Consider the following 20,656-nt stretch of genomic DNA (forward strand, 5'->3'; position numbering starts at 1 on the left):
ACCTCGCTTATTTAATTCCACTCTGCATTGAGCCTTCCACAATATACTTTTGGAAAATGATATATAAAACAACAATCGGGATCGTCACGATCGTTAACGCAGCCATGATATGACTTGTGTAAATATTGTACGTATCACTGAAAATTGCATTTAACGCCACTTGAATTGGCATTAAGTCTGCATTTGATAGAGCCATAACCGGCCATAAGAAATCATTCCAAGATGCTAAGAAGGTTAGTATTCCTACGGTGATATACATGTTTAAGCTTGAAGGAATCACAATTCGGAAAAAGCAGCCAATCTCACTTAATCCATCAATTTTTCCAGATTCAATCAACTCACCAGGGAAAGATAAAAAGTGCTGTCTAAATAGGAAGATGTTCATCACATTCACGATAAATGGCAATAAATATCCTGGAACACTGTTGATTAATCCCATTTCATTAACAACTAAAAACAACGGAAGAATGGTTGCTTCAATCGGAACAATCATCAGCGCAATAATAAAAATCAAAATCCAATCTTTAAACGGAAAGACAAATCGTGCTAGAGCATATCCAGCTAAGGAATTAATTGTTAATCCAAACACGACTGTTAAGGACGCGTAGATTAAACTATTTCCAACGTTTTTAAAGATATTATAAAATCCTAGTAATTCTGTATAAGATTTTAACGATAGATCAGAAAACCTTGGCAAGATCGCATAAATTGATCCAATATCTCTGTAAATCACTTCGTCAATTTTGAAGGATGATAGCACCATCCATAGCAGAGGAATTAAGAATTGCAGGGCAATTAAGGTTGCTAGGATATAAAATAATAGTTTTTTGATGATCTTCATGCTGCCCGCTCCTCTCTAAATAATTTTTTAATCACCATCGAAACAAATACTAGGAAAATTGTAAACACAAGAGTAACAGCACTGGCATATCCGATGTTTCTATGTCTAAATCCATATTCATAGATATATTGAAGAATGGTCATTGTTGAATAATCTGGTCCACCACCGGTCATGACCATCGGTTGGACAATTAGCTTGAAGGCTTGAATCGTTGTTGTTATGACTAAAAACATTAATATGGGTTTTAATGAAGGAATGGTAATATATAAAAACTTCTGAAACGCATTTGCCCCATCAATGTCAGCTGCTTCATATAAGCTTCCATCAATATTTTTTAATCCTGCCAAGAAGATCATCATTTGATATCCACAACCTGACCATGCGGAAATCACCACAATGGTATACATCGCTTGATCTGCGCTTGATAAAAAGGGTTGCTTCGGAATTCCTATATTCACCAAAATTTCATTGATTAATCCAGAGGTTGGGTTTAACATGACCGTCCAAAGAATGGAAATAACAACGAGGGACAACACAGCTGGTGAAAAGTACGCTGTTCGAAAAAAGCCTACGCCCTTCACTTTTCTATTAATGATTAATGCTAGGCCAAGCGCCATAGCAAGCTGAAGTGGAACAACAAACACCACAAATTTAATCGTGTTTAAAAAGCTTTGAATTAACACTTCATCTGTTAGCATTCGTTTAAAGTTTTCCAAGCCAATAAATTGCTTATCATTAGGTTTTAATAAATAGTAATCTGTAAATCCATACGTAAAAGCTAGAATGATAGGTAAAACAATAAATAAAATGGCAAGTACCATTGCAGGAGTCAGAAAACCAAATGCTGAAACTACTTCACCCTTTTTGTAATGCTCACTATTTCGATAGTGCTCTGTTGTATTTCTTATCTTCACGAAATTTTTTACTGGTTTCATCACATCACACCCTTTTTCGCTTGGTCCTTTACCAAGGTCTTTATGGTATGGAAGAGGCGAGGTCAGCACCTCACCTCATTTCCAGCTAGTTATTTTTTATATTTCTCAAACTCTATATCAATCTTTTTCACTGCTTCATCTAAGTATTCTTTAATTGTTGCTGAGTCTGTTGTTTTATTTTGACCGATTTTTAAAATAACATCTTTGGCAAATGTTTCAGATAAGTATGGATATCCTGGTGAAACAGGACGAGATTTATTTGTATTTTCAACTTGATATTTCAACACCGACCAAGCTTCATTATGATAAGGATTGTCAGTATTCGTATCAATGACATCAATAGAATTTACACGAGTAGGGATCGATCCATTTGCGTGATAATATTCCTCTGATGCTTCATCATTGTTTAGCCATTCCATCACTTCAACAACCTGCTTAATACGTTCTTCATCTTCCTCTTGCCCGTTTCTCACAAATGCCCAGCTTCCTGATGGAGTGTATAAGCCATCATAGCCCTCATTCATCTTAGGATAACGAACTGTTTTAAATTTTAGATTAGGATAGTTACTTGTTAATTCACTAACATACCAGAAACCACTTACAGATAAAGCTGTTTTCCCAGAATGAAAGGCTTTTTCTGATTCAGATGCACTTGCAAGCTGTGGTTCCTCAAATAACTTGGCAAATTTCGTTAAAGCTTCAACACTTTTCTCACTGTTTAAAACACCATCGACTGTCACACCGTCTTCATCAACAATGTTTGTATCGTTGCCCCAAAGCACTGGTGTAAAGTAATACGTTCCTGTTTCATATGCACCTGCTGTAATATCTGGCAATAACAAGCTTACTGCACTTTCATAATCTTTAAAGGCAGGATCATCTGAACTTTTTGCAAAATCATCTACCTTTCTAGCAAGTTCCGTGAATTGGTCCCATGTCCAATCCTCATCAGCTGCAGGTACTAATTCTTTTATATCTTCAGGCAATGCATTCATCATATCTTCGTTATACATAATCGCTACCCCTGAATCTGAATAACCCATTCCGTAAAACTTTCCGTCAACTGTACCTTGAGCAATGATTGATTCAGTAAATCCTTCTTTAAACCCATCGCTCATATAATCGTCTAATTCACCAAGAAGTCCAGAATCTACGTACGCAGCAATATCAGGACCATCTAATGTAAAAATATCAGGCATATCATTCGCTGTAATGGCTGCATTCAGCTTATCAATATAACCAGATCCTGCCCCCGCACGTGTAATGTTTTGAATTTCAACTTGAGGCTTGTCAGGATGCTCCTCGTTGTACTGTTTTACTCGTTCAGCAAACATTTTTCCCTCAGGATGATCAGCAGCAGCCTGTGTCCAAATCACAATATTCTCATCACTACCACCTGTTTCACTTGAACTACACGCAACTAACGAGAAAGATAAAACCAACATAGAAACATACAAAAATAGCTTTTTCATACTTTCATAGACCCCCCAGTCTGAATAATTGGTGAAAACGTATTCACGTTTCCTGGTTTTCATGTTACGCTAGGTGTATATAAAAGTCAATACGTAATTTAAAGCGTTTTCAGTGATCTTTATGTTATAAGCTGATATCTCTTACACTTGATTTTTATATGGTATAATAACAATATATTATACTTAAAAAGTAAATGAATGACTTCATTCTATTCATATATCAGAATACGTATTCAAGACGGAGGAACCTTATGAATAAGTTAACAATGAAAGAAATCGCTAAACTTGCAAACGTTTCCCAATCAACTGTATCAAGAGTGATAAACGGTAATACAGGAGTAAATGAAGACGCCATGAAACGGGTGCTTTCAGTTATAGAAGAAGTAGGTTATGTGCCAAACAAAGCGGCCCAAACACTAAAAAAGAGTCAATCAAATATTATCGGAGTATGTTTAACAGAAACCTATAATCCATATTTCGTCGAGTTAGTTGATGCACTCGAATCAGAAGCTCGAAAAATCGGATACAGCATTTTACTGCACAATTCCAGGCATAATCCCATCACAGAATGGGAAAGCATCCAAAACTTTATCGCTCGTCAGGTTGACGGAATAATTCTTGTCCCGACTGGTGAATATAACATCCAGCGAATTAGTAAGCTCGCCATTCCGACAATCGTCATGACACAAAACCACAAACCACTTGATAGTATAGGACTTGATCACATGAAAGCAGGTAAAATTGTTGGTGAAAAATTCATTCACGCTGGACATAAAACCTTTGGATATGTCGGAACCACCCCTGATGATGATAAATTCCTCGGCTACAAAAGTGCTCTATATGAAAACGGATTCAGCTTCGACCAAAAAAATTACATTCAGCTTGAAGAAACATCAACAAACAATTTCTTAATGAGACGTGACATCGAAGATTATTTAAACAGAGTTGAATCCCTTGATTTCACCTGTCTTTTTACATCAAATGACATTATGGCACTAGAATTTATGAAAGCTGCTAGAGAAAGAAATATAAAGGTACCTGAGGATATTAGTGTGATCGGATTTGACGATACGTACCTTGCTAAAATTATGGGTATTTCCAGTATTCATCAGCCGATTGAAGAGATGGTGAAAACAACCATTGATATCCTGTTAGACAGGATGGAGAATGAGGTTTCATCAGAGTCTGTACAGATTAAGTTGGATCCAACGTTGATTGAGAGAATGAGTAGTTGATGGGGTTCGCATTCTAAACAATTAGGAGCGTCGCTGAGTTGTATAAATAGTCTTGAATGATCTGAGATACTTGAATTTTGGACTAAATTGATCTTTCAATCAAGGAAATTCCGCACGAAGAAGCCAAGGGACCTGTCCCCTTGGCTTTTTTAACCTTTGATCCCCTATTCCAGCTCCCCATTCACCCACATACCTGAATAAGTAGACCCATCTGCATATCTCATGGTTCCTTCACCATGTGGCTTTCCATCCAAAAGGTTCCCTTCATAGATAGCTCCATTCGCAAACACTAACTTACCGCGACCTGTTAACTGACCATTTAGAAATTCTCCTATATAAGTATCTCCATTCACCCATTCTAAGGTTCCTTTACCATGAGGCTGTCCATTTTTAAATTCACCTGTATATTTAGATCCGTCTGGCCATTCGTATGTACTGATTTGTTTTGATGTTGAAGTTGTGCTTTCAAAGGTAGCTTTTTCTTTTGCACTTTGTAGTAGGTTTGTTAGGTTCGTGTCGTTCTTGTTTAAAATATAGATAGCTATAAGGACGATCCCAATCATAATGATGATGCCCTTTGGGAACATGATAGTTCTTTTTCTACTTAGTGTACTAGTAGGAACTCTCTTCGTTTCATATTCTGTGCTGAATAGAATGCGCGAACACTTTTTACAGGTATTGCGAAGGGGCTCATTTGCGGTATGGCAAAAAGGACAAATATAATGATTTTTTATCTTTCTAGGATCTTTTTTATTTTTAGACGAAGGTCTAGGGGAAGTGTTTCGTACTTGTGGCATTTTGGTTGATTGATTACTAACGGTTTCATAGCACATCCCACAAACGACCATTCTTTTAAAGCTTGCCTTCTGATCTTCCGGGTGAAGAACCTTAAAAGCTGTTAACTGACCTTCAGTGAAGAAGTTATTATTTTTATCTACATACATGTATTTCGCCATACTATCAAAACTTTTGCAACAGCTACACTTCATAATCAAGTATCCTCTTCTTATCTATCATTTATTTCTATAACAGTATTTTACAATTTTCGATAAAATTTTACTAGGTATTCGCTGTGCTATTTCACCTAGTGCTAATAATTGGCAAAAAATTGAGTATATTTATCTCGCACCTCGAAAAATGATAGATTTTGACTAATCCTTCCTATAAAATTAATTTTGGAAAACATTTCTATACGATTGATCAAAATATCCTTTATTAGGAGGTTATTTATGAAATCAACAAAGCTAAGAAGTTCTCTACTAAAAGCTTCTACCTTATTACTAGTTACATCCTCACTTCTCGTAACACCAACTATCAGTGAAGCAGCAATTTCTAAAAAACCACAACTTACTAATATTGAGATGACGAAGTATCCAGCAGTAATAATCAAAGGGATAAGTTTAACACTCAGAAAAGAAAAGCACCGAAAATTAACACCTACTGAAATAACAGACAGATCGAGAATATGTCGAAAGTAGCTGCTATGGATACATATATGAGAAGCTTTCCAAAGGATTTAACAGGTTCTAGGGTCAGAGAAATCGTTTATCAAATTTATAAAATTGACCTTGATGCGATTTCTGACTTAGGAGCTGGCACAAAACAGAGTGTTTATCCTGATCAGATCACAAATAGCATAAAACATATAGTGGATGTGGATGATATAGATTCCTATATTAGCAACCTCTCTAAATCAGAAATTATGGACTTGTATTTGGAATCTTATCATTATGAGTTAGCTCCGAGTGAGATAAGGGTTGCCATTAATTTAATATTTGGCACGAATTTAGATGGTATTTCTACATTAGAGAATTCGGGCATAGGGTTATTGTCGAAGGGACAATGGATTAATCAGTCGAGTGAAGATTTGTTTGTGGTGCATACGAGTAATGATGATGTTGACGTGAAGATTTATCCTACAGATTATTTTAAGAAACAAACTGGATTAGAGGAACTTCCAATTGAATTACAAGAGTCATTAAAAAAGCTTGGTTATTCTTTTAATGAAGAGATAGGTGCTTATTATTACGCTGATCCTCATGGACAATCGGTGCCAGATTTCTTTAAAGGACAGACATTGGGGATACTAACAAGATTTATTTCTACTAACTATTAATATCTATTAGTTTACAACTCAGATTTATCAGCTTATATTTTTCGCCGTCTTATTGCTAAATAAGAATAGGATGTTAATAAATTTCTTTGATTAATAAAGTATATAATCTGGTTTCTATAAATATCCCAAGGATTAACTTGGGTGTGGTTAAGCTGAAAACATTAAAATAAGTGAGTCGGGGGCTGTCCCCTTGGCATTAGAAGGGAAGATGTTAAATAAATGTCTGAAAATCCACGGTTGGATAATTGGTTAAAGCAATATGAAGAAAGCAAATATGACAAAGACGATGTTGTTGTTTCAAAACGGAATGAAGTTGGTAAACCAACACAAGTCAATGCGGTAAACTATGTCTCAATTAATAATGTCCATTACTCACCTTCAAGTACAAAATCATATGAATATGTAGGCTTTTGGAGGAGATTTTTTGCCCTTTTTATTGATAGCATCATTCTATCATTATTGTATTTTATTACTGATAATTTCGCTGTCCATCTTGCTGTGAGTCTTTTATATTACAGTGGCTTATCTTCTTCTCCTATGCAAGCAACGATTGGCAAAGCAGCAATCGGAGCAATTGTTGTTGATGAAAAAGGAAAAAGAATTTCATTTCTTCATGCACTCGGAAGATATTTCGCTTACCTAATCTCAGGAGTCTTATTCTTTATAGGTTTTATTATGATTGGTTTTCATGGTAAGAAAAAAGGGTTACATGATTTAGTCTGTGGAACGATGGTTGTAAATAGGAAATAAGCTCTAAGAGGAAGGGGTTTGGCTTATATTTGTAACCTAAGTAGCCTTAGGTATATATAATGGTATTATAAAAAAAGAAGTATACCTCCTTCACATATTCTTATTGATGTAAAGTAAAATATTCTAGCATTTGAAAAACCCCTCCTACTACAAGGAAGGGTTTTATTATTTAATTATTCTCTCTGTGTACTACTACTTTCTTCACCTATATAAATCACCCTCTCAAACAGGTAAGATACATAAAAGCAACGGGCAATTTTCCAGGCTTATTTACAATAACTAAGATAAATTTCATTCATTATTCGACTGATTTCTTTCTTGGATTCTAAAGTGAGTTGAGTTTCTGATCTTTCATATAGACTCGCAACGATATGTGATAAATCTGTAATTGTCTCAACGATTATATCAGGATCAATATCCTGAATGGTTTCATTTGTAACGATTGCTTGAATGTTTTGGTTGGCTTCAGAAACTGTCAGTGTTTTGTGGTGTCCTTGCATGCTATTTTCTCCTTTCATAACCAACTCCAAGTAGATCGGATAGAAGCTGCTATTTGATTTGCTGGCTTACTACTCACTGTATGTTTTGTTTGGAATGTGTCTGCAATGGTGATGACTTTAGTTGGGTGGATGTAGGGTAGGGAGGTAATTTGTTTGTAGATTTTACTGTTTTGTGTTTGATTTAAGATTGAGATACCTTCAATTGACCATCCGTGTTGATGAAGTGTTTGAATATAGTCTACACCATCGGGCAAATGATAATTTCGATTATTTGTGCCGTGTATCCACACTGGAATCAAAAGGGAATAGTTATTAGTTTTTGCAGACATAACTTCTGGTTGCTTGATAAAGTTTGTATTCCAATATGTTGTTTGATTCGGTCTAATGCTGCTTCTTTTCGCTTCATTTATGGCGGCTTCTTGTAAAGAGGAAATGTACACTTGGACTGTTTCTGTTTTAGAAATTCCTCCTCCCATCGCTACTTGCCAAAGCCCCTTTACCTGTACTCCTGTTAGCGCTCGTATTGTAGAAGACTTTTTGGTGTTTGGGTCTCCCATTACAACAAATGCTTTTGACATTTTGTTTTCCTCCTCTTGGTGTTTTGTGTTGATTTAGCTGTCATGCACAATTCTTTTGATTACCTTAATTGCTTGATAGGCAGCCTCAGGTTTTAGATGATTAAGATCAAGATTACTCAACAGAAACTCTATTTCTTTCAACTGTTCAATTTCCTCTGAAACATCCTTTTCTCTTATCATGTTAGTTGTTTCTGCAGGCTTGATTGATGTAGTGAAAAAATCAGTGCCTTGTTCCTGCTCGATTTGTTTTAAAGACCAGGCTTCGAGACTGTCCTTGCTTACCTGATTCATCCGTTTATTGAGTGGTTTTACTTCTAACTTTTGTTGATTGATGGCATGGTGAATTTTTTTATAGATGTTTCTTGGTGTTATCCCATTTTCGATAAACATTGCTTCAACCCATCTGGCTGCCTGCGGGATCGTTAAGTATCCATTTGAATTGTTATAGTCCTTCATTTAATCTCACCTTCCGAGCAATTACTTCATCCTTACACAATCATTACTATGCCAAATCAAACACAGGTATGACTGAAAGAAGAGTAAATGCAAAGAAAAGATAACAAGGAGAAGAACACATTAGATCCGTACTCAAAGGTCATAGGCGTCCATATTGAACGAAAAATTTCTGAATTCGATTCACAAGATTGTTAATACTATGATCTCTGACAATTTGCTGAAAGTTAATCATCTTTATTGGAGGGAGCACAGAAATTATCCCTGAAGCTTCCCTCTTCTCTAATGGAATGATCTTTTTTATAGGCTGTTTTCGTAAAGTTTGTTGTTTTTTGATAAAAGTTGATAGGTAACAATTTTCTGATAAAATAAAATAGAGTGCAACTTCAAGAGGGTTTTATTCGTCTAATTTGAATATTAGAACAAGACGATTGGAGGTTTATAATATATGAGAAAAATTACTCTGCTTTTATCTTTAACTTTGTTGTCCGCTATTCTTTTTGGTTGCCAATCGGAAGATAGCACTACTACGGATGCGGCAAATACCAACGCTGAATTACAATCAGAAGGTGATGCGGAAATTACAAAGATTAGTATTTCTAAGTCAAAAGGAGTCAGTCCAACTGTTTTCGAAGAAGATAAAGATGTCGAAACATTTAAAAGTATTATTTCAAGTGCTGTAAAAGAAGACGGGATAGCGAATATGGCTAATCCTGAATATTATTTGGATGTCATCTACATAAATGAAAATAAGCAAAGTTATCATTTATGGATAGGTGAAAAAGGACAAAAAAGCACCTTAATGAAAACAGACGACACTCATACAATCTATACTGTTTCAGAAGAAATGACTGATAAGTTAATTGAGTTAATAGAATAGAAATTTAATGAGACCTCTTGCTTGAGGTCTTTTCTTATGCACATTTTAGCATTTCAACTGTTGTGTTATTCGATTTTTGACACGCTGAAATAAGCATTTGCTCCACTTGTTTTTCAAAGGATAAATGCTTGTCTATTTCAAGCCATCTGAACCAATAAAGGTAGTTGTCAAGATACTTTGTTGCCACACCTTGAAATCTTCGCATCCAAGTCTTTAAGCGGCTATGAAAACTATTTACATTTTGAATATGATAAATTCCCTTCTTTACTCGTTGTTTCTGTCGGTCATTGATAGGTTCGTGCTTTAATCCCTTCATTTTTGCGAATTTCTTATAGTTAGTCGCTGTATCAGTGCAAAGTAAAGATTTGGGGTCTATATATTTACCGATGGCAGTATCAATTTCATCTGCTTTAACACGACCTGTTCCAGCTTTCAAAGCAATAATGTTGTTATTTCGGTCTTGTGCTACAACAACGGCAATTTTTAAGTCAGAAATCCCTCTCTTTTCGTCTGGAGTCTTCCTTTTCTTAGGTTTACGATGGGTAACTTCACGACCTTTCATTGACTCACGAAAGAAGGTCTCGTCACTTTCAACGATACCTTGTAGTTGTGCAAAATCTAACGAACGCAGAGCATTCAGTATTTTATGCCTCCAATAGAAAGCCGTTGAGATGTGTATTCTAAGCCATTTAGCGATTTTAGGTAGTGTATATCCTTCGACCATCATCTCCATATATTTCACCCATTTATCAGGATAGCGAGAACCAGAGAATGGTGTATTAGTCATATCGTTAAATGTTTTATTACAGTCCTTACAAAGATAGCGTTGGCGAGTCTTGTATTTACCATTACGCTTTACAGATGTGCTTCCACAATGAACACAAGCCATACCACTGTTAAAACGAGTTTCACGAATTTGTTTCAGTAGTTTGGTAATCTTATCTGGTTCATCTGGAAAAAGGTCTCTTTTAAGAGCATTAAATAACTCTAACTGTTCTTCTGTTGTAAGCTCATTTGCATTTTCATACACATCCAACCACATACCGAACGCCTCCTTGAAATAGCATTATACCAAGCCTTTAACAGTATGGTCAAGAAAGCAACAATCTATGCGAAAACAGCCTTTTTATAATAGACATATAATAAAAGGAGAAGTGCACTTACACTTCTCCTTTCAACTTCTACCGCCAGGGTAACGGTTGTCAAAATAATAGGTTATTTTTGAGAACCTCATTTGCAGTTCATTCACGCTGGGTGGTTTACTTATTTTCTAGTCGATCACCTTCTCTAACACAATTCGATGCTCCCAGTTATCTACGAAATCATAGGCGTAGATCATATCAGCAGGAAGATAATCTACAGGCTTTTCTCCTGTTTCCATTTCTGGAGGGATGTCACTAACATAATGTAAGGACTCTTCATGAAAGATTCCCTTCTAATTTAAAACACTGTATCTAGTATGGATTTTACGAATTTTATCTTTCCATCATCAAAATACATCTTTTATTACTATGTGGTGGAGATTAATCTCAAAAAGGACAAAAAAATAAGCACACCACCTTTTAAAGATGATAAGTGCTCATTAGTTTTAAATTTAAAATTTATTTATCCATGTTCATTTGGTTTATAATATTCGTAAATACTAGGTAAATTTACATTTAGAACTTTTCTTTTATCTCCAACGACACCTGAATAATTCCCATTTTTAGGAACTCTCTTTCCAATAGATACTCTAATTCCAGCATCTTCTAATCGTTTTATGATTTTTTGTTGTTCTTGCCGAAATGTTTCATCTTGCTTTTCATTATTATACATTGTTAGAACACCTCTTTAAATTGTATTCCCAATGTATATGCGATCGGCTCCATTTCCTCCTCATTACAATATGAAAGCTTAGGCTGCCCCTCCTTATGAGTAAGAATTCCTTCAAATAAGGCAAGTAAGCAGCGTCTCATAATGACAAGTGACGTAATGCTACTGTTTTGTGCTGATAAACGGGAAAGCTCTGTTTCAATTTCAAGTAGATGGTGCAGTTTATTTGCAATGTTTCTTACCAAGATGACATATTGTTCTCGTTGATCATATTTCATAATCAGACCGCTATGTGCATTTTTACGTTCGGTGTTAATATCGGTGAAAAGCTGTCTTTCGTCCTGGGTGGTTAAATTCAAATAAATTTGCATGGTGACAGTGAAGTTTTCGAGCTTTTGTATCGCTCGATCAATAGAGGCAATTTCTTCTTGTTTTCCGTGAGGCATTTCTTCAAGTGCTTCTTTTTTTACATATAAATGTCTAAGTGCAGAAGTTAGTGCTGCGCTTCGATGCTGCCCTTCTAGGATCATCAATTTTGACCCTGGCTTAATCTCCCAACCATCTCCGTCTCTCACTAAGCATCTCCTTGCCGAATAAACAAAGGGCGAAAAGTAAAAGGTCTCTTCATGTACTGTATTTAAGATATATTCTTTAATCGCATTTCGTCGTCTATGATCCAATTCACGCTGAACATGTGAATCCACTTCAAAAATACTTTGCAAATACTTAAAAGGCATTTCCGTTACCAACAGTTCATGACCAAACTGTTCAAAGTAAATTCCCTTCAGCTTTGTTCTTAACTCCTCATTCATTGTTTTATCACTCCTTGTCCTATTTCCATTATAAGGTATGCAATATTTTTATTTTGTAAAATTTTTGTAAAACTTTACATTATTTTGTATTTATTTGTAACCAGGTTTCCTTCCAGGTTGAGTCGATTCCTGGTTCATATCTATAACCTTGACATTAGTATGAATATATGTATTTTTCCATTCACTAAGCAGAATGAGTGACTGTTTTATAATCAATTAAGCTGTTTTGGCTCGGTTTATAGTACTTTGTTTTCACTTGTTTAAAAGTACTAGATCCCTTTTATTTAGAACTGGTTTTATACGATATTCTATTTGAGAGACTATAAATGCGTTGTTGCTTGCTATGATCACAGTAAGTGGTTGTTCTTTTTACTAACACTCAACTTATACTGTTTTAATTGTTTTAATTCATATGTATTTGCTTTGTAAATAACAAAAGGAGAAGTGCACCAACACTTCTCCTGTCAGAATGGTTTTATATAAATACAATTCTTAGTCTATATTCATTATATTTACACCTTATCGTGGCGCTTCCCCAATCTCCAATTCACCTTATCAATATCAAAATCCTCATAAAGCTGACTTCTACTCCAGCGTTCCATCTGCTCATGATCCGGATGAGCTGGATTAGCCATAATATCAAGAAATTCATCATATCCTAATTCCCCACCAACATCTTCCGGCGGTGCATTTCCCTCCCCAGCAAGGCAAATAGGGTGGTTGACTTCATAGTCGTCGATCACCTTCTCTAACACAATTCGATGCTCCCAGTTATCTCCGAAATCATAGGTGTATATCATCTCAGCAGGAAGATAATCTGCAGGCTTTTCCCCTGATTCCATTTTTGTAGGGATGTCACTACTATAATGAAGAGTCTCTTCATGACAGACTAGTTTTACAATTGGAGTAGCCTTGTCTATTCCCTGCTTTTGATCAAGAGAAAATGGCTTTCCCTCAAAAATAGTAAACTCATGAAGATGGTAATCCTGCCAGCCAAATGCAATTTGTAGCGTATGATGCAATTCCGGAAACGTGATATGTTTTGGGACACTAATTCTACGCCAAACTTGATGATTTTCAAGTTGTAATTTTACGTGGAAAATAAATGCTTCTGTTTGAAAAATAGGTCCCTCTACAAGATTCCCCAAATCGCTATATAAATCTTCATTTGGTCTTGTATACTTATTGTTTCCCTCACCAACTATTAAACGACTCGTTTGTTTGTTTACAAAAGGCTGGTTAAGCAACTGCAGATTAAAATCTCCTTCATAAAAATAAACATGTTCACAAGCTTTATTTAACCTAGCTATAAATGACCGATTTTTCGTGGTGCTATAGGAGATATCCTTCGCCTGAATTAGATACTGCTCAATAACAGAATCATGAACACCCTCAGCCTGAAGTGTTTCCTTTATCGCTCCTAAGATCAATTCATTTATCTTCTTAAAATCAGCTGCCTTTAGTCCATGAAGCACAATCGTATATCTATTTCGATCATTCATTAGTACTAGTGTTTTTCTTCTGTTTACCGTAATCAAATTAGCATGCCAGGAGAAAAGGGCATCTTCTTCTACTTGTAATGTTGGTTTTACCTTTAGTTCTGTTAAAAGTTTCTTGGTACATTGAATTAGCATGATTTACCGCTCCTTGGAAACAGATGGACATTCTCGTCAGAGTTTCCTGTTTCCTTTATATGTTTTGTTCCTTCCAAGGTATATTAAATAGATAAAATGTACAAGTAGCTAATACAATTAAGTCTCATTTGAAGAAGGCTGTCAAATACTCTTCGACCTGTCCAAGAATGGTAACTGTATATTATTAGTGGAAGTACGAGGACAGTCACTGCGCTTCTGCAATAGTACCAATATATTTTTACATAATAACTTCTTCGAATAATAGGACAAATTACACACGTCATAGGATGTTCTAAGGGGGAACAAATATGACAACAAAAATTCATAACATATCCCTTTCTAAAATCAAGCCAATTGAAAACCTGCATGTATCTAAAGCATTTATAGATCGGATGAAAAAAAACGATAAAGACTTAGATGAATATGACTTACTTCTTGCTGTCGAGAAAGATCAGAATTTTGATTTTTATCACCTTGTAGGGGGGTTAGACCGGTATTATTTTTTGGTTAATTACACAAATCGAAAAGAAGCTCCCTGTATTATTGAAGAGGAGAGTGCTACTATTGGTAGCCGTAATTTGAAGTTGTTGAGAAGACTCTTTAATAGAGGGGATACTGGAAAGGAAAATAAACAAATTTTATTAAATCGTTTAAGTAAGGCAAATATAAAATTAGCTGAAATTATAAAGAAAACAGGGTTTACAGCCAGTAAGATTAGAAATGAATATGAATTTCATGAAAATGTAGTTACACAATTGATAACTGACCATACTGCGATTAAAACGGCCAATTGGATTATTGGACTAAAGCTAAAAAAAGAAACAGAAAAATTCCTATTAAAACGAGCTGGATTACCTCAAGAGGACCCACAGCGTCTTACCTATGAAAGCATGAAACTAATAAACCGATACCTCAAAGAAGATCGATATCGATTTGAACATTTATCACCACACCAGCAAGAGAAGGTTTTAAACCAAGCGATTAATTTTAAAGGTGTAATGGTAAAGTGGTTAAAGGGAATTGTTGATGATTATTACAAGGATGATTAATGAGATAAGCACGGGGACGGTTCCTACGATTCTGTGTTAAATTCCATATATGAGGATATTGGGTGTTTTGGGGCGGAATTAAAAATTATAAGTTTGAATCAATCATCAGATAAATATTTATGTGATGCAATATCACTAAAAATAGGATCATACTTTAAACTCAAAGAAAAACCTCTTTTCTATAGCCTTTGTATACGACTAAAAAAGAGGTTATTGATTATATATTTTTGTATGGGACCAATTCTTAAACATCATAGACATTCAGGTTTTACTTTTTACGTAATTCATTCTTCCCAAAAGCTTCTCTTAAGCGACGATTGGTTTCATCAAAGCGTTTTGCTTTTGCTTCAATGTACTTCTTATCAGCATTTTCAGAACCGGAGGCAACATGAATAATTTTGTCATCTTCATAACGTAATACCTTTGTGCTCATTGTTTAATCCCTCCTAGTAATTGTATTGCAAAATCACGGAAAAGTGCTGGTTCTGCCTCCATTATATCACGCATTATATCGTCTTTAAAGAGTTGCACGTTCTCTTCAGTCCAAAAAGAATCTACCGGGTAGTGAAAACAAATCACATAATTACCTGATTTTATGGCAAGATAAAATTGTCTTTTTTCTTGGCTATAGAATAATTCAGGAGTTATACTATTAAAAGCTTTCACAACATATGATGACATATCATCCAGTGTATAGAATTCATTATCTTCACTTGCCATTCCAGAAGCAACAATGAGTCGGAGCTTGAAGCACAGGGACGGTTCCAGTGCTTCTTTCCAACCTCCTACACCTTAAACAAAAGATTAGGAGAAACACCCAAAATCCTTGCTGCTTGTCTCAGGGATAGTCCTTCAATTTTCTTCACTTTTCTTATATCGCAAGATCAAATAACGGACCATTTTTCTTCTGCTCAGCTGGTGAAAGATTAATCGTTACCTTCATATCAACTAACGAAAAACCTAAACTATGAAGAGCTGCAGCAACACGTTCCTTCGATTCCTTTACCGATGCATCTGGTAATCCTACTATGATCATCGTTTCGAGTCCTTCCTTTACCTGCACTTCGACTTGAATACGATACCCCTCAAGCCCTTTCAAACCAATACTAGTTACTTTTGAAGACACGACAATTCCCTCCAGTATGTAGGATAACTTGCTTAATTCCACAATGATTTATAGTTATTCTATTGAGGCTTATGAATTTTATTTTCATTACATTAATCATAGGACTAGAATTCAGATATGTAGATTACTAAAAGTAATGACACATTATTTTCCAATTCTATGTTTGCTAATTTAATTGAAAGATTGGTTGAGATAACAGATCAGAAAATTTCTAGTTAAGTAGTTTTAGTATTCGAAGAAGAGTATAAAGCAGCAGTTTTAGATGAGTAAGCCTTATCTTGTGAGGTAAATAATATAAGGCCCTTTTACAAATCCATCATATACCACTCTTCCATTTTCACAACAATCAAAAATAAAATTTTAGGGCCAATTTTATTCAAGTTTTTGTGAGGAAGCGTGCCTGTGCTTCCGGGTGTTTCCACTAACTATATCCATCTCATATAACCATATTTTTAAATACTAGTTTATGATCAATAAAATCTGCGTATCCTTCATGAACAAGAATGGCTGCAGCATAAGATGTAATGACTGGACCACTTACATATATATTCAGCCAGTGACCTAGACTTCCCTCCATTAAATCATCGACTGTCCTAGTTGCATTAATTACCGTGGTTTTACCACTAAAATGTGTAACTAATTCTTTTAAAATATCAGGTGAGACCTTTATAGGGTACCTGGAACTGCCTACTTTAATAGATAATCCACTCTCAATAGAGCCTGTATATTCAAAAGGCATCCCTTTTGCTAATGTTTTCAACTCAACCATTTTATAGCCTCCACATATCTTCAACTTGTTATTACTAGATTAGATTTAATAGAGATATTCAACACAATATGTAATAATCCTTCAATAATGCAAGGGGGGCAGAAAGGGACAGTCTTGTCCTTCCCTTTACGAAAAAAGAAATTAAGAAAACCATTCCAATCCAAAAAGGGGCAATAGGGTTTGTTTACTTTCTTGTTTCACCTACATCATAGTATAAAAAATAGGAGCTAATCCCTTTGTCCAGTCATATCATAAACACTTTTATATTTACACAACAATCCGAATTAGAATTTGAAATCGATTCTTATAAAGTTTTATTGGAGGAAGCGCGAGAACCGTCCCCGTGCTTCATTTTCTATTTTGCTGACCCCGATTTCAAGATAGTCAAATGATACAGAGCCATTTGTTGTGTATAAACGCATTGGAGATGGAGGCGGAAAACTATGAGGAATTAACTTTAATTTAATTTCTCCCTTTTGCTTGTCAATTAACTTCTTGCCAATCCACGTTTCAAATGAGGTTGCATCAAATTCTAAAGTAGTCTGGGTGTTATATGAATACCTTATTAATTCTCCCCAATTTTTAAAGTTTGCTTTAATTTCATCTGGCAAATTAACATCTACACTGCCCTTCAGAGGATGGGATTTTAAAGCTTCCTTTGAGCTAGGTACATGACTAAGTGTTACCGATCCATTCTCAGGATTAAAATCTATACCATATCTCCAGTGAGGAAAAGCTGGGTGTTGAGCTGCTGCTCCCTTTACTAATCCAGAGAATAAATCAGCTGCTTCACTAGTTTTACCTTCGCGAATTAATTTTTGAATTTCATTAAATGAATCTTGGGTATTCACTACTGAATTAACGTAAAAAGTATTATTGTTTCCTTTATTTTTAACTATAGCTTTAGCTATAGACTTTTTAATTCTCCTGAACATCTATATCACCGACCTTCAATCTTTATTTACGTTAAATGTATTTTGATCACCTTTGTTTTTTATATTAGATTTTTTGCTGGTTTTTTTTCCTGTAAAAAACCCCAAAATAAATCCAGAGATTAAACCGGCTAATACTCCAGCAAAAACAGCTCCCTCGAATGTTGATACATCTGTTAAATTACTAAAATCCATGAAAATTCCTCCTAAAATATTAGATAGTATTACAACAACGGCAAGACTTTCCGTTTTTAACTTACAAAATTTAAGTATCATAAATTTGCTACGTTCTCAGCTAATAACTCACTAATCTATAAAGATGTAATGTCTGCATCTCATTTCCAAAAGCTTGCAGCAGACTTAAATTAAATAATTCTTCCTTTTTTATTTGTACACTGTCTAATTTCAAGCTTTGATGGTTCTCTATTTGTTTTATCGCATTTAAGTTTAAACTGTCAGGAACCCCATCTTCGTCCATTATTTGATAGTAAGCGGTTAAAGCCTGAGCAAATACTTGCTCAATATCATCATTGGCCAGCTCCAAAGCCTCTTCTAACAAAATAGAAATAAATAGTCCAAACCAATTCACTAAATTTTGACCATCATAATGAACTCTATTAATCACCCGAAGTTCATGCTCTTTTTCTTTATTTTTCGGCAAACGAATTTTATATGTTTCTCCGCTTTTCAACAGTAGCATATATGGTATTGATAACCTTATTCCAGTCTTTATATCTTTCCTTTCCCTTACGTCAATATTATTAGGATTAACCCTTTTACTATAAGGTCTAAATTCTCTCGGTTCCAAAACAACACCACCTCAAAAGCACCAAATATTGTATATTTATTCTATTTTATATTTTATCAAACTTCTAATCTCTTTGGTGCTTTTATATGAACTTCCTACCCTTTTTGACACTGATTGGTAACAGAAGTATTAACATTGTAGATCCGATTTAATCTTTTTTAATGGTTTAGTTCTATTAGCCAATATTTAGTCATTTAATAGAAATAGGGATAAAACATGTGAGGTGACTACTCATGAAAAAACGAGAGTTAATAGAAGCTATTGTTGAGACTCTATACCCAGTAAAAGATTATGATCTCGAAGGAGTATGCTATTCGCTTGGTATGAAACCTTTAGATAGCAATATTGAACCAGCCCCAAAGAAACCTTATTTTAGGAACTGCCTTAATCATTTAGAGTTAAGTAGAGGAGCAATTGTGGAAACCGCTTAAATCATAGAACAAACTATTCGCTGGAGTATACACTAGAACCTTCTCCGTGCTTCACCCATCTTTACAGTCGCATGGTTTTTTAAAAAGTTTTTAGAAACCGATAAATTAATTATTGTTGTTAATTACGAAAAAAACTTTAATATGATATTGAAGAGACCACCATTGTCCCTTCCAGCTAATTTATATGTAATGCTTATTGAACTTGTGTTGGAAAAAATACAAAAGGAGAAATGCTGTGCAAATATAGGAAAAATTGAATATGTGATGAATGGGGACGGTTCCCGTGCTGCTTGTAACCTCCTACACCTTAAACAAAAGATTAGGAGAAACACCCAAAATCCTTGCTGCTTGTCTCAGGGAGAGTCCTTCAATTTTCTTTACCTTTCTTAAAATTTGATTTCTTTGTTCACTAGGCAAGCTCTTTACTTGTGGTATTTCATAGCTCCCAAGGCATTTTTTAATTTCGATTCTTGCTTCATCATCTGTTAGTCTTCTCCTTATGTCGTCGTAGTCCTCTAGACATTTATCTGTATTTTGTAGCTCATTAAACTCTTTAAACCTCGATTGTGCAATTGACCAATTAGGTGAAAACATATGTAGAATATAGTTACATTCGAGTAAATCAGTAGGATATACGCTCTCTCCATAATAACCAAGGCAGCTACTCCACTTCCATTTCTCGGGACTTGTAACGATACCTGCTTTTACTGGATTTTGATGGATGTATCTTGTGACCGTGATCAAATATTCTTGTGTCTCTACATTTTCACTTTTGAATCGATCTTGAAAAAGGTGACCATTCGTATGGTATTTCCAGTTGTAATAGCTAGCATAGCTTACACCGATTCGCTTCATGACCAGAGATATCTCTTCATTGCCTTCTTTTACAAGCAAATGAACATGATTATCCATCAAGCACCAGGCATATACTTTCATAGCTGTCCTTATTTTGTATCTTTTCAAGGTTTCAAGAAATTTGATTTTGTCATCATCATCGTGAAAAATTTCCTGCCTATTTGCTCCTCTATTAATAATATGATAGATTCCTGTACTGCTTTTCAATCTAGCGCTACGAGGCAAACGAACGACCACCTTTCTATTAATTAATTAATTAATTAATTAATGACAATTAAAATTGATTATCGATATAATGGTTTATTCGCTTCACCTGTCAAAGAAATATGAGTCGGTGGTGCTAATTTTCTCAAAAACATCGCTTCCTTTAGATCTTCATCAGATATCAAGACTTCTCCCTTTATGTCCGCAATTGTTCTGGCTAACCGAATGATTTTAATTTGAACTCGATTACTTAGAGCCTGCTTAGTAGAAACTTGTTGTAAATCGTATTGTTGCTTTGGTGTCAAGGGGCTGCTTTGAATCAATTGTTCAAAGGGGACCGTTCCATTACAAATTTCCTTCCCATATCTGTTGTACTGTTTTTTTCTTGCTGAGGCTACGCGTTTTTTTATGTCTTCAGAAGACTCGATCCCTTTAAAATCATGACCTTTAAGGTTCACTGCTTG

28 protein-coding genes are annotated in these 20,656 nt (G+C 35.1%); 7 read left to right on the plus strand and 21 right to left on the minus strand.

Translation table 11 applies throughout. The features are described 5' to 3' along the window. Positions 1–7 precede the first annotated feature (7 nt). The 3 genes from COD11_RS04880 to COD11_RS04890 all read right to left on the minus strand — a co-directional run bounded on the left by COD11_RS04880 (position 8) and on the right by COD11_RS04890 (position 3,248). Complete coding sequence (locus COD11_RS04880; protein ID WP_098795645.1) at positions 8–841, minus strand: carbohydrate ABC transporter permease; 834 nt, start codon at positions 839–841, stop codon at positions 8–10. Then, positions 838–1,776 carry a carbohydrate ABC transporter permease gene (locus tag COD11_RS04885; RefSeq protein WP_098795646.1) on the minus strand — a complete coding sequence of 313 codons (939 nt, stop codon included), beginning with the start codon at positions 1,774–1,776 and terminating at the stop codon, positions 838–840. The genes COD11_RS04880 and COD11_RS04885 overlap by 4 nt, the downstream gene beginning before the upstream one ends. A gap of 89 nt (positions 1,777–1,865) precedes the next feature. Continuing rightward, positions 1,866–3,248, minus strand: a complete 1,383-nt coding sequence (locus COD11_RS04890) for an ABC transporter substrate-binding protein (RefSeq protein WP_176550978.1) — start codon at positions 3,246–3,248, stop codon at positions 1,866–1,868. 251 nt (positions 3,249–3,499) lie between these two features. Here COD11_RS04890 and COD11_RS04895 point away from each other — a divergent pair, with 251 nt between their 5' ends. Beyond that, positions 3,500–4,483 (plus strand): LacI family DNA-binding transcriptional regulator, encoded by a 984-nt coding sequence (locus tag COD11_RS04895; protein WP_176550979.1) that lies wholly within the window; start codon positions 3,500–3,502, stop codon positions 4,481–4,483. A 164-nt stretch (positions 4,484–4,647) separates the two neighbouring features. Here the strand turns inward: COD11_RS04895 and COD11_RS04900 are convergent, their stop codons facing one another. Beyond that, on the minus strand, positions 4,648–5,439 hold the full coding sequence (locus COD11_RS04900; RefSeq protein ID WP_218012729.1) for an MORN repeat-containing protein: 792 nt from the start codon (positions 5,437–5,439) through the stop codon (positions 4,648–4,650). 273 nt (positions 5,440–5,712) lie between these two features. Here COD11_RS04900 and COD11_RS04905 point away from each other — a divergent pair, with 273 nt between their 5' ends. From COD11_RS04905 to COD11_RS04915, 3 genes are all read left to right on the plus strand, one after another. Further along, positions 5,713–5,961, plus strand: a complete 249-nt coding sequence (locus COD11_RS04905) for a hypothetical protein (protein WP_098795650.1) — start codon at positions 5,713–5,715, stop codon at positions 5,959–5,961. 5 nt (positions 5,962–5,966) lie between these two features. After that, the gene (locus COD11_RS04910; RefSeq protein ID WP_141549647.1) at positions 5,967–6,599 is read left to right on the plus strand and encodes a hypothetical protein; all 633 of its coding nucleotides are present in this window, start codon (positions 5,967–5,969) and stop codon (positions 6,597–6,599) included. Positions 6,600–6,818: 219 nt separating this feature from the next. Next, positions 6,819–7,349: an RDD family protein gene (locus COD11_RS04915; protein WP_098795652.1), complete on the plus strand. Its 531-nt coding sequence runs from the start codon at positions 6,819–6,821 to the stop codon at positions 7,347–7,349. 266 nt (positions 7,350–7,615) lie between these two features. Here COD11_RS04915 and COD11_RS04920 read toward each other — a convergent pair whose 3' ends face one another. From COD11_RS04920 to COD11_RS04930, 3 genes are read right to left on the minus strand one after another with little or no spacing between them, the layout of a single operon-like run. Beyond that, positions 7,616–7,849, minus strand: coding sequence for a hypothetical protein (locus COD11_RS04920; protein ID WP_141549648.1), 234 nt, complete (start codon positions 7,847–7,849; stop codon positions 7,616–7,618). 14 nt (positions 7,850–7,863) lie between these two features. After that, the gene (locus tag COD11_RS04925) at positions 7,864–8,427 is read right to left on the minus strand and encodes a hypothetical protein (RefSeq protein WP_098795654.1); all 564 of its coding nucleotides are present in this window, start codon (positions 8,425–8,427) and stop codon (positions 7,864–7,866) included. A 33-nt stretch (positions 8,428–8,460) separates the two neighbouring features. After that, positions 8,461–8,883, minus strand: coding sequence for a hypothetical protein (locus tag COD11_RS04930; protein WP_098795655.1), 423 nt, complete (start codon positions 8,881–8,883; stop codon positions 8,461–8,463). A 445-nt stretch (positions 8,884–9,328) separates the two neighbouring features. Here COD11_RS04930 and COD11_RS04935 point away from each other — a divergent pair, with 445 nt between their 5' ends. Beyond that, on the plus strand, positions 9,329–9,760 hold the full coding sequence (locus COD11_RS04935; protein ID WP_098795656.1) for a YhfM domain-containing protein: 432 nt from the start codon (positions 9,329–9,331) through the stop codon (positions 9,758–9,760). Positions 9,761–9,794: 34 nt separating this feature from the next. Here COD11_RS04935 and COD11_RS04940 read toward each other — a convergent pair whose 3' ends face one another. From COD11_RS04940 to COD11_RS04955, 5 genes are all read right to left on the minus strand, one after another. Then, entirely contained in the window at positions 9,795–10,802 is a 1,008-nt protein-coding gene (locus tag COD11_RS04940; RefSeq protein WP_098795657.1) for an IS1595 family transposase, read from the minus strand. A gap of 228 nt (positions 10,803–11,030) precedes the next feature. Continuing rightward, positions 11,031–11,141 carry a plasmid pRiA4b ORF-3 family protein gene (locus COD11_RS26450; RefSeq protein ID WP_141549649.1) on the minus strand — a complete coding sequence of 37 codons (111 nt, stop codon included), beginning with the start codon at positions 11,139–11,141 and terminating at the stop codon, positions 11,031–11,033. A gap of 224 nt (positions 11,142–11,365) precedes the next feature. Next, the gene (locus COD11_RS04945; RefSeq protein WP_098795658.1) at positions 11,366–11,575 is read right to left on the minus strand and encodes a hypothetical protein; all 210 of its coding nucleotides are present in this window, start codon (positions 11,573–11,575) and stop codon (positions 11,366–11,368) included. A gap of 2 nt (positions 11,576–11,577) precedes the next feature. Next, on the minus strand, positions 11,578–12,384 hold the full coding sequence (locus COD11_RS04950) for a DNA sulfur modification protein DndB (RefSeq protein WP_098795659.1): 807 nt from the start codon (positions 12,382–12,384) through the stop codon (positions 11,578–11,580). Positions 12,385–12,896: 512 nt separating this feature from the next. Continuing rightward, positions 12,897–14,018 (minus strand): plasmid pRiA4b ORF-3 family protein, encoded by a 1,122-nt coding sequence (locus tag COD11_RS04955; protein WP_098795660.1) that lies wholly within the window; start codon positions 14,016–14,018, stop codon positions 12,897–12,899. Positions 14,019–14,326: 308 nt separating this feature from the next. Between COD11_RS04955 and COD11_RS04960 the strand changes: the two genes are divergently transcribed. Next, a complete protein-coding gene (locus COD11_RS04960; protein WP_098795661.1) occupies positions 14,327–15,067 on the plus strand; it encodes a hypothetical protein in 741 nt (246 codons plus the stop codon). 268 nt (positions 15,068–15,335) lie between these two features. Here COD11_RS04960 and COD11_RS26695 read toward each other — a convergent pair whose 3' ends face one another. From COD11_RS26695 to COD11_RS04985, 7 genes are all read right to left on the minus strand, one after another. Continuing rightward, positions 15,336–15,500, minus strand: coding sequence for a hypothetical protein (locus COD11_RS26695; protein ID WP_176550980.1), 165 nt, complete (start codon positions 15,498–15,500; stop codon positions 15,336–15,338). Then, positions 15,497–15,787 carry a hypothetical protein gene (locus COD11_RS04965; RefSeq protein WP_098795662.1) on the minus strand — a complete coding sequence of 97 codons (291 nt, stop codon included), beginning with the start codon at positions 15,785–15,787 and terminating at the stop codon, positions 15,497–15,499. Before COD11_RS04965 ends, COD11_RS26695 begins: the two co-directional genes overlap by 4 nt. 151 nt (positions 15,788–15,938) lie before the next feature. Next, a complete protein-coding gene (locus tag COD11_RS04970; protein ID WP_098795663.1) occupies positions 15,939–16,193 on the minus strand; it encodes a magnesium chelatase domain-containing protein in 255 nt (84 codons plus the stop codon). A gap of 436 nt (positions 16,194–16,629) precedes the next feature. Continuing rightward, positions 16,630–16,962, minus strand: coding sequence for a hypothetical protein (locus COD11_RS04975; RefSeq protein WP_098795664.1), 333 nt, complete (start codon positions 16,960–16,962; stop codon positions 16,630–16,632). A gap of 314 nt (positions 16,963–17,276) precedes the next feature. Further along, the gene (locus tag COD11_RS04980) at positions 17,277–17,897 is read right to left on the minus strand and encodes a hypothetical protein (RefSeq protein ID WP_098795665.1); all 621 of its coding nucleotides are present in this window, start codon (positions 17,895–17,897) and stop codon (positions 17,277–17,279) included. 15 nt (positions 17,898–17,912) lie between these two features. Next, positions 17,913–18,089 carry a hypothetical protein gene (locus COD11_RS26700; protein WP_176550981.1) on the minus strand — a complete coding sequence of 59 codons (177 nt, stop codon included), beginning with the start codon at positions 18,087–18,089 and terminating at the stop codon, positions 17,913–17,915. A 100-nt stretch (positions 18,090–18,189) separates the two neighbouring features. Beyond that, the gene (locus tag COD11_RS04985; RefSeq protein ID WP_098795666.1) at positions 18,190–18,702 is read right to left on the minus strand and encodes a hypothetical protein; all 513 of its coding nucleotides are present in this window, start codon (positions 18,700–18,702) and stop codon (positions 18,190–18,192) included. 233 nt (positions 18,703–18,935) lie between these two features. On the opposite strand from COD11_RS04985, the gene COD11_RS04990 reads away from it, so the two are divergent. Further along, positions 18,936–19,133, plus strand: coding sequence for a hypothetical protein (locus COD11_RS04990; protein ID WP_098795667.1), 198 nt, complete (start codon positions 18,936–18,938; stop codon positions 19,131–19,133). A gap of 300 nt (positions 19,134–19,433) precedes the next feature. Here the strand turns inward: COD11_RS04990 and COD11_RS04995 are convergent, their stop codons facing one another. Together COD11_RS04995 and COD11_RS05000 are read right to left on the minus strand one after the other, a co-directional pair. After that, on the minus strand, positions 19,434–20,213 hold the full coding sequence (locus COD11_RS04995; protein WP_098795668.1) for an REP-associated tyrosine transposase: 780 nt from the start codon (positions 20,211–20,213) through the stop codon (positions 19,434–19,436). Between the two features lie 59 nt (positions 20,214–20,272). Further along, on the minus strand, positions 20,273–20,656 hold a 384-nt coding region (locus tag COD11_RS05000; protein ID WP_483296275.1), incomplete at its 5' end, for a magnesium chelatase subunit ChlI family protein.

The sequence above is a fragment of the Bacillus sp. AFS040349 genome (assembly GCF_002577655.1).
In the GTDB taxonomy this organism is placed as follows: domain Bacteria; phylum Bacillota; class Bacilli; order Bacillales; family Bacillaceae; genus Metabacillus.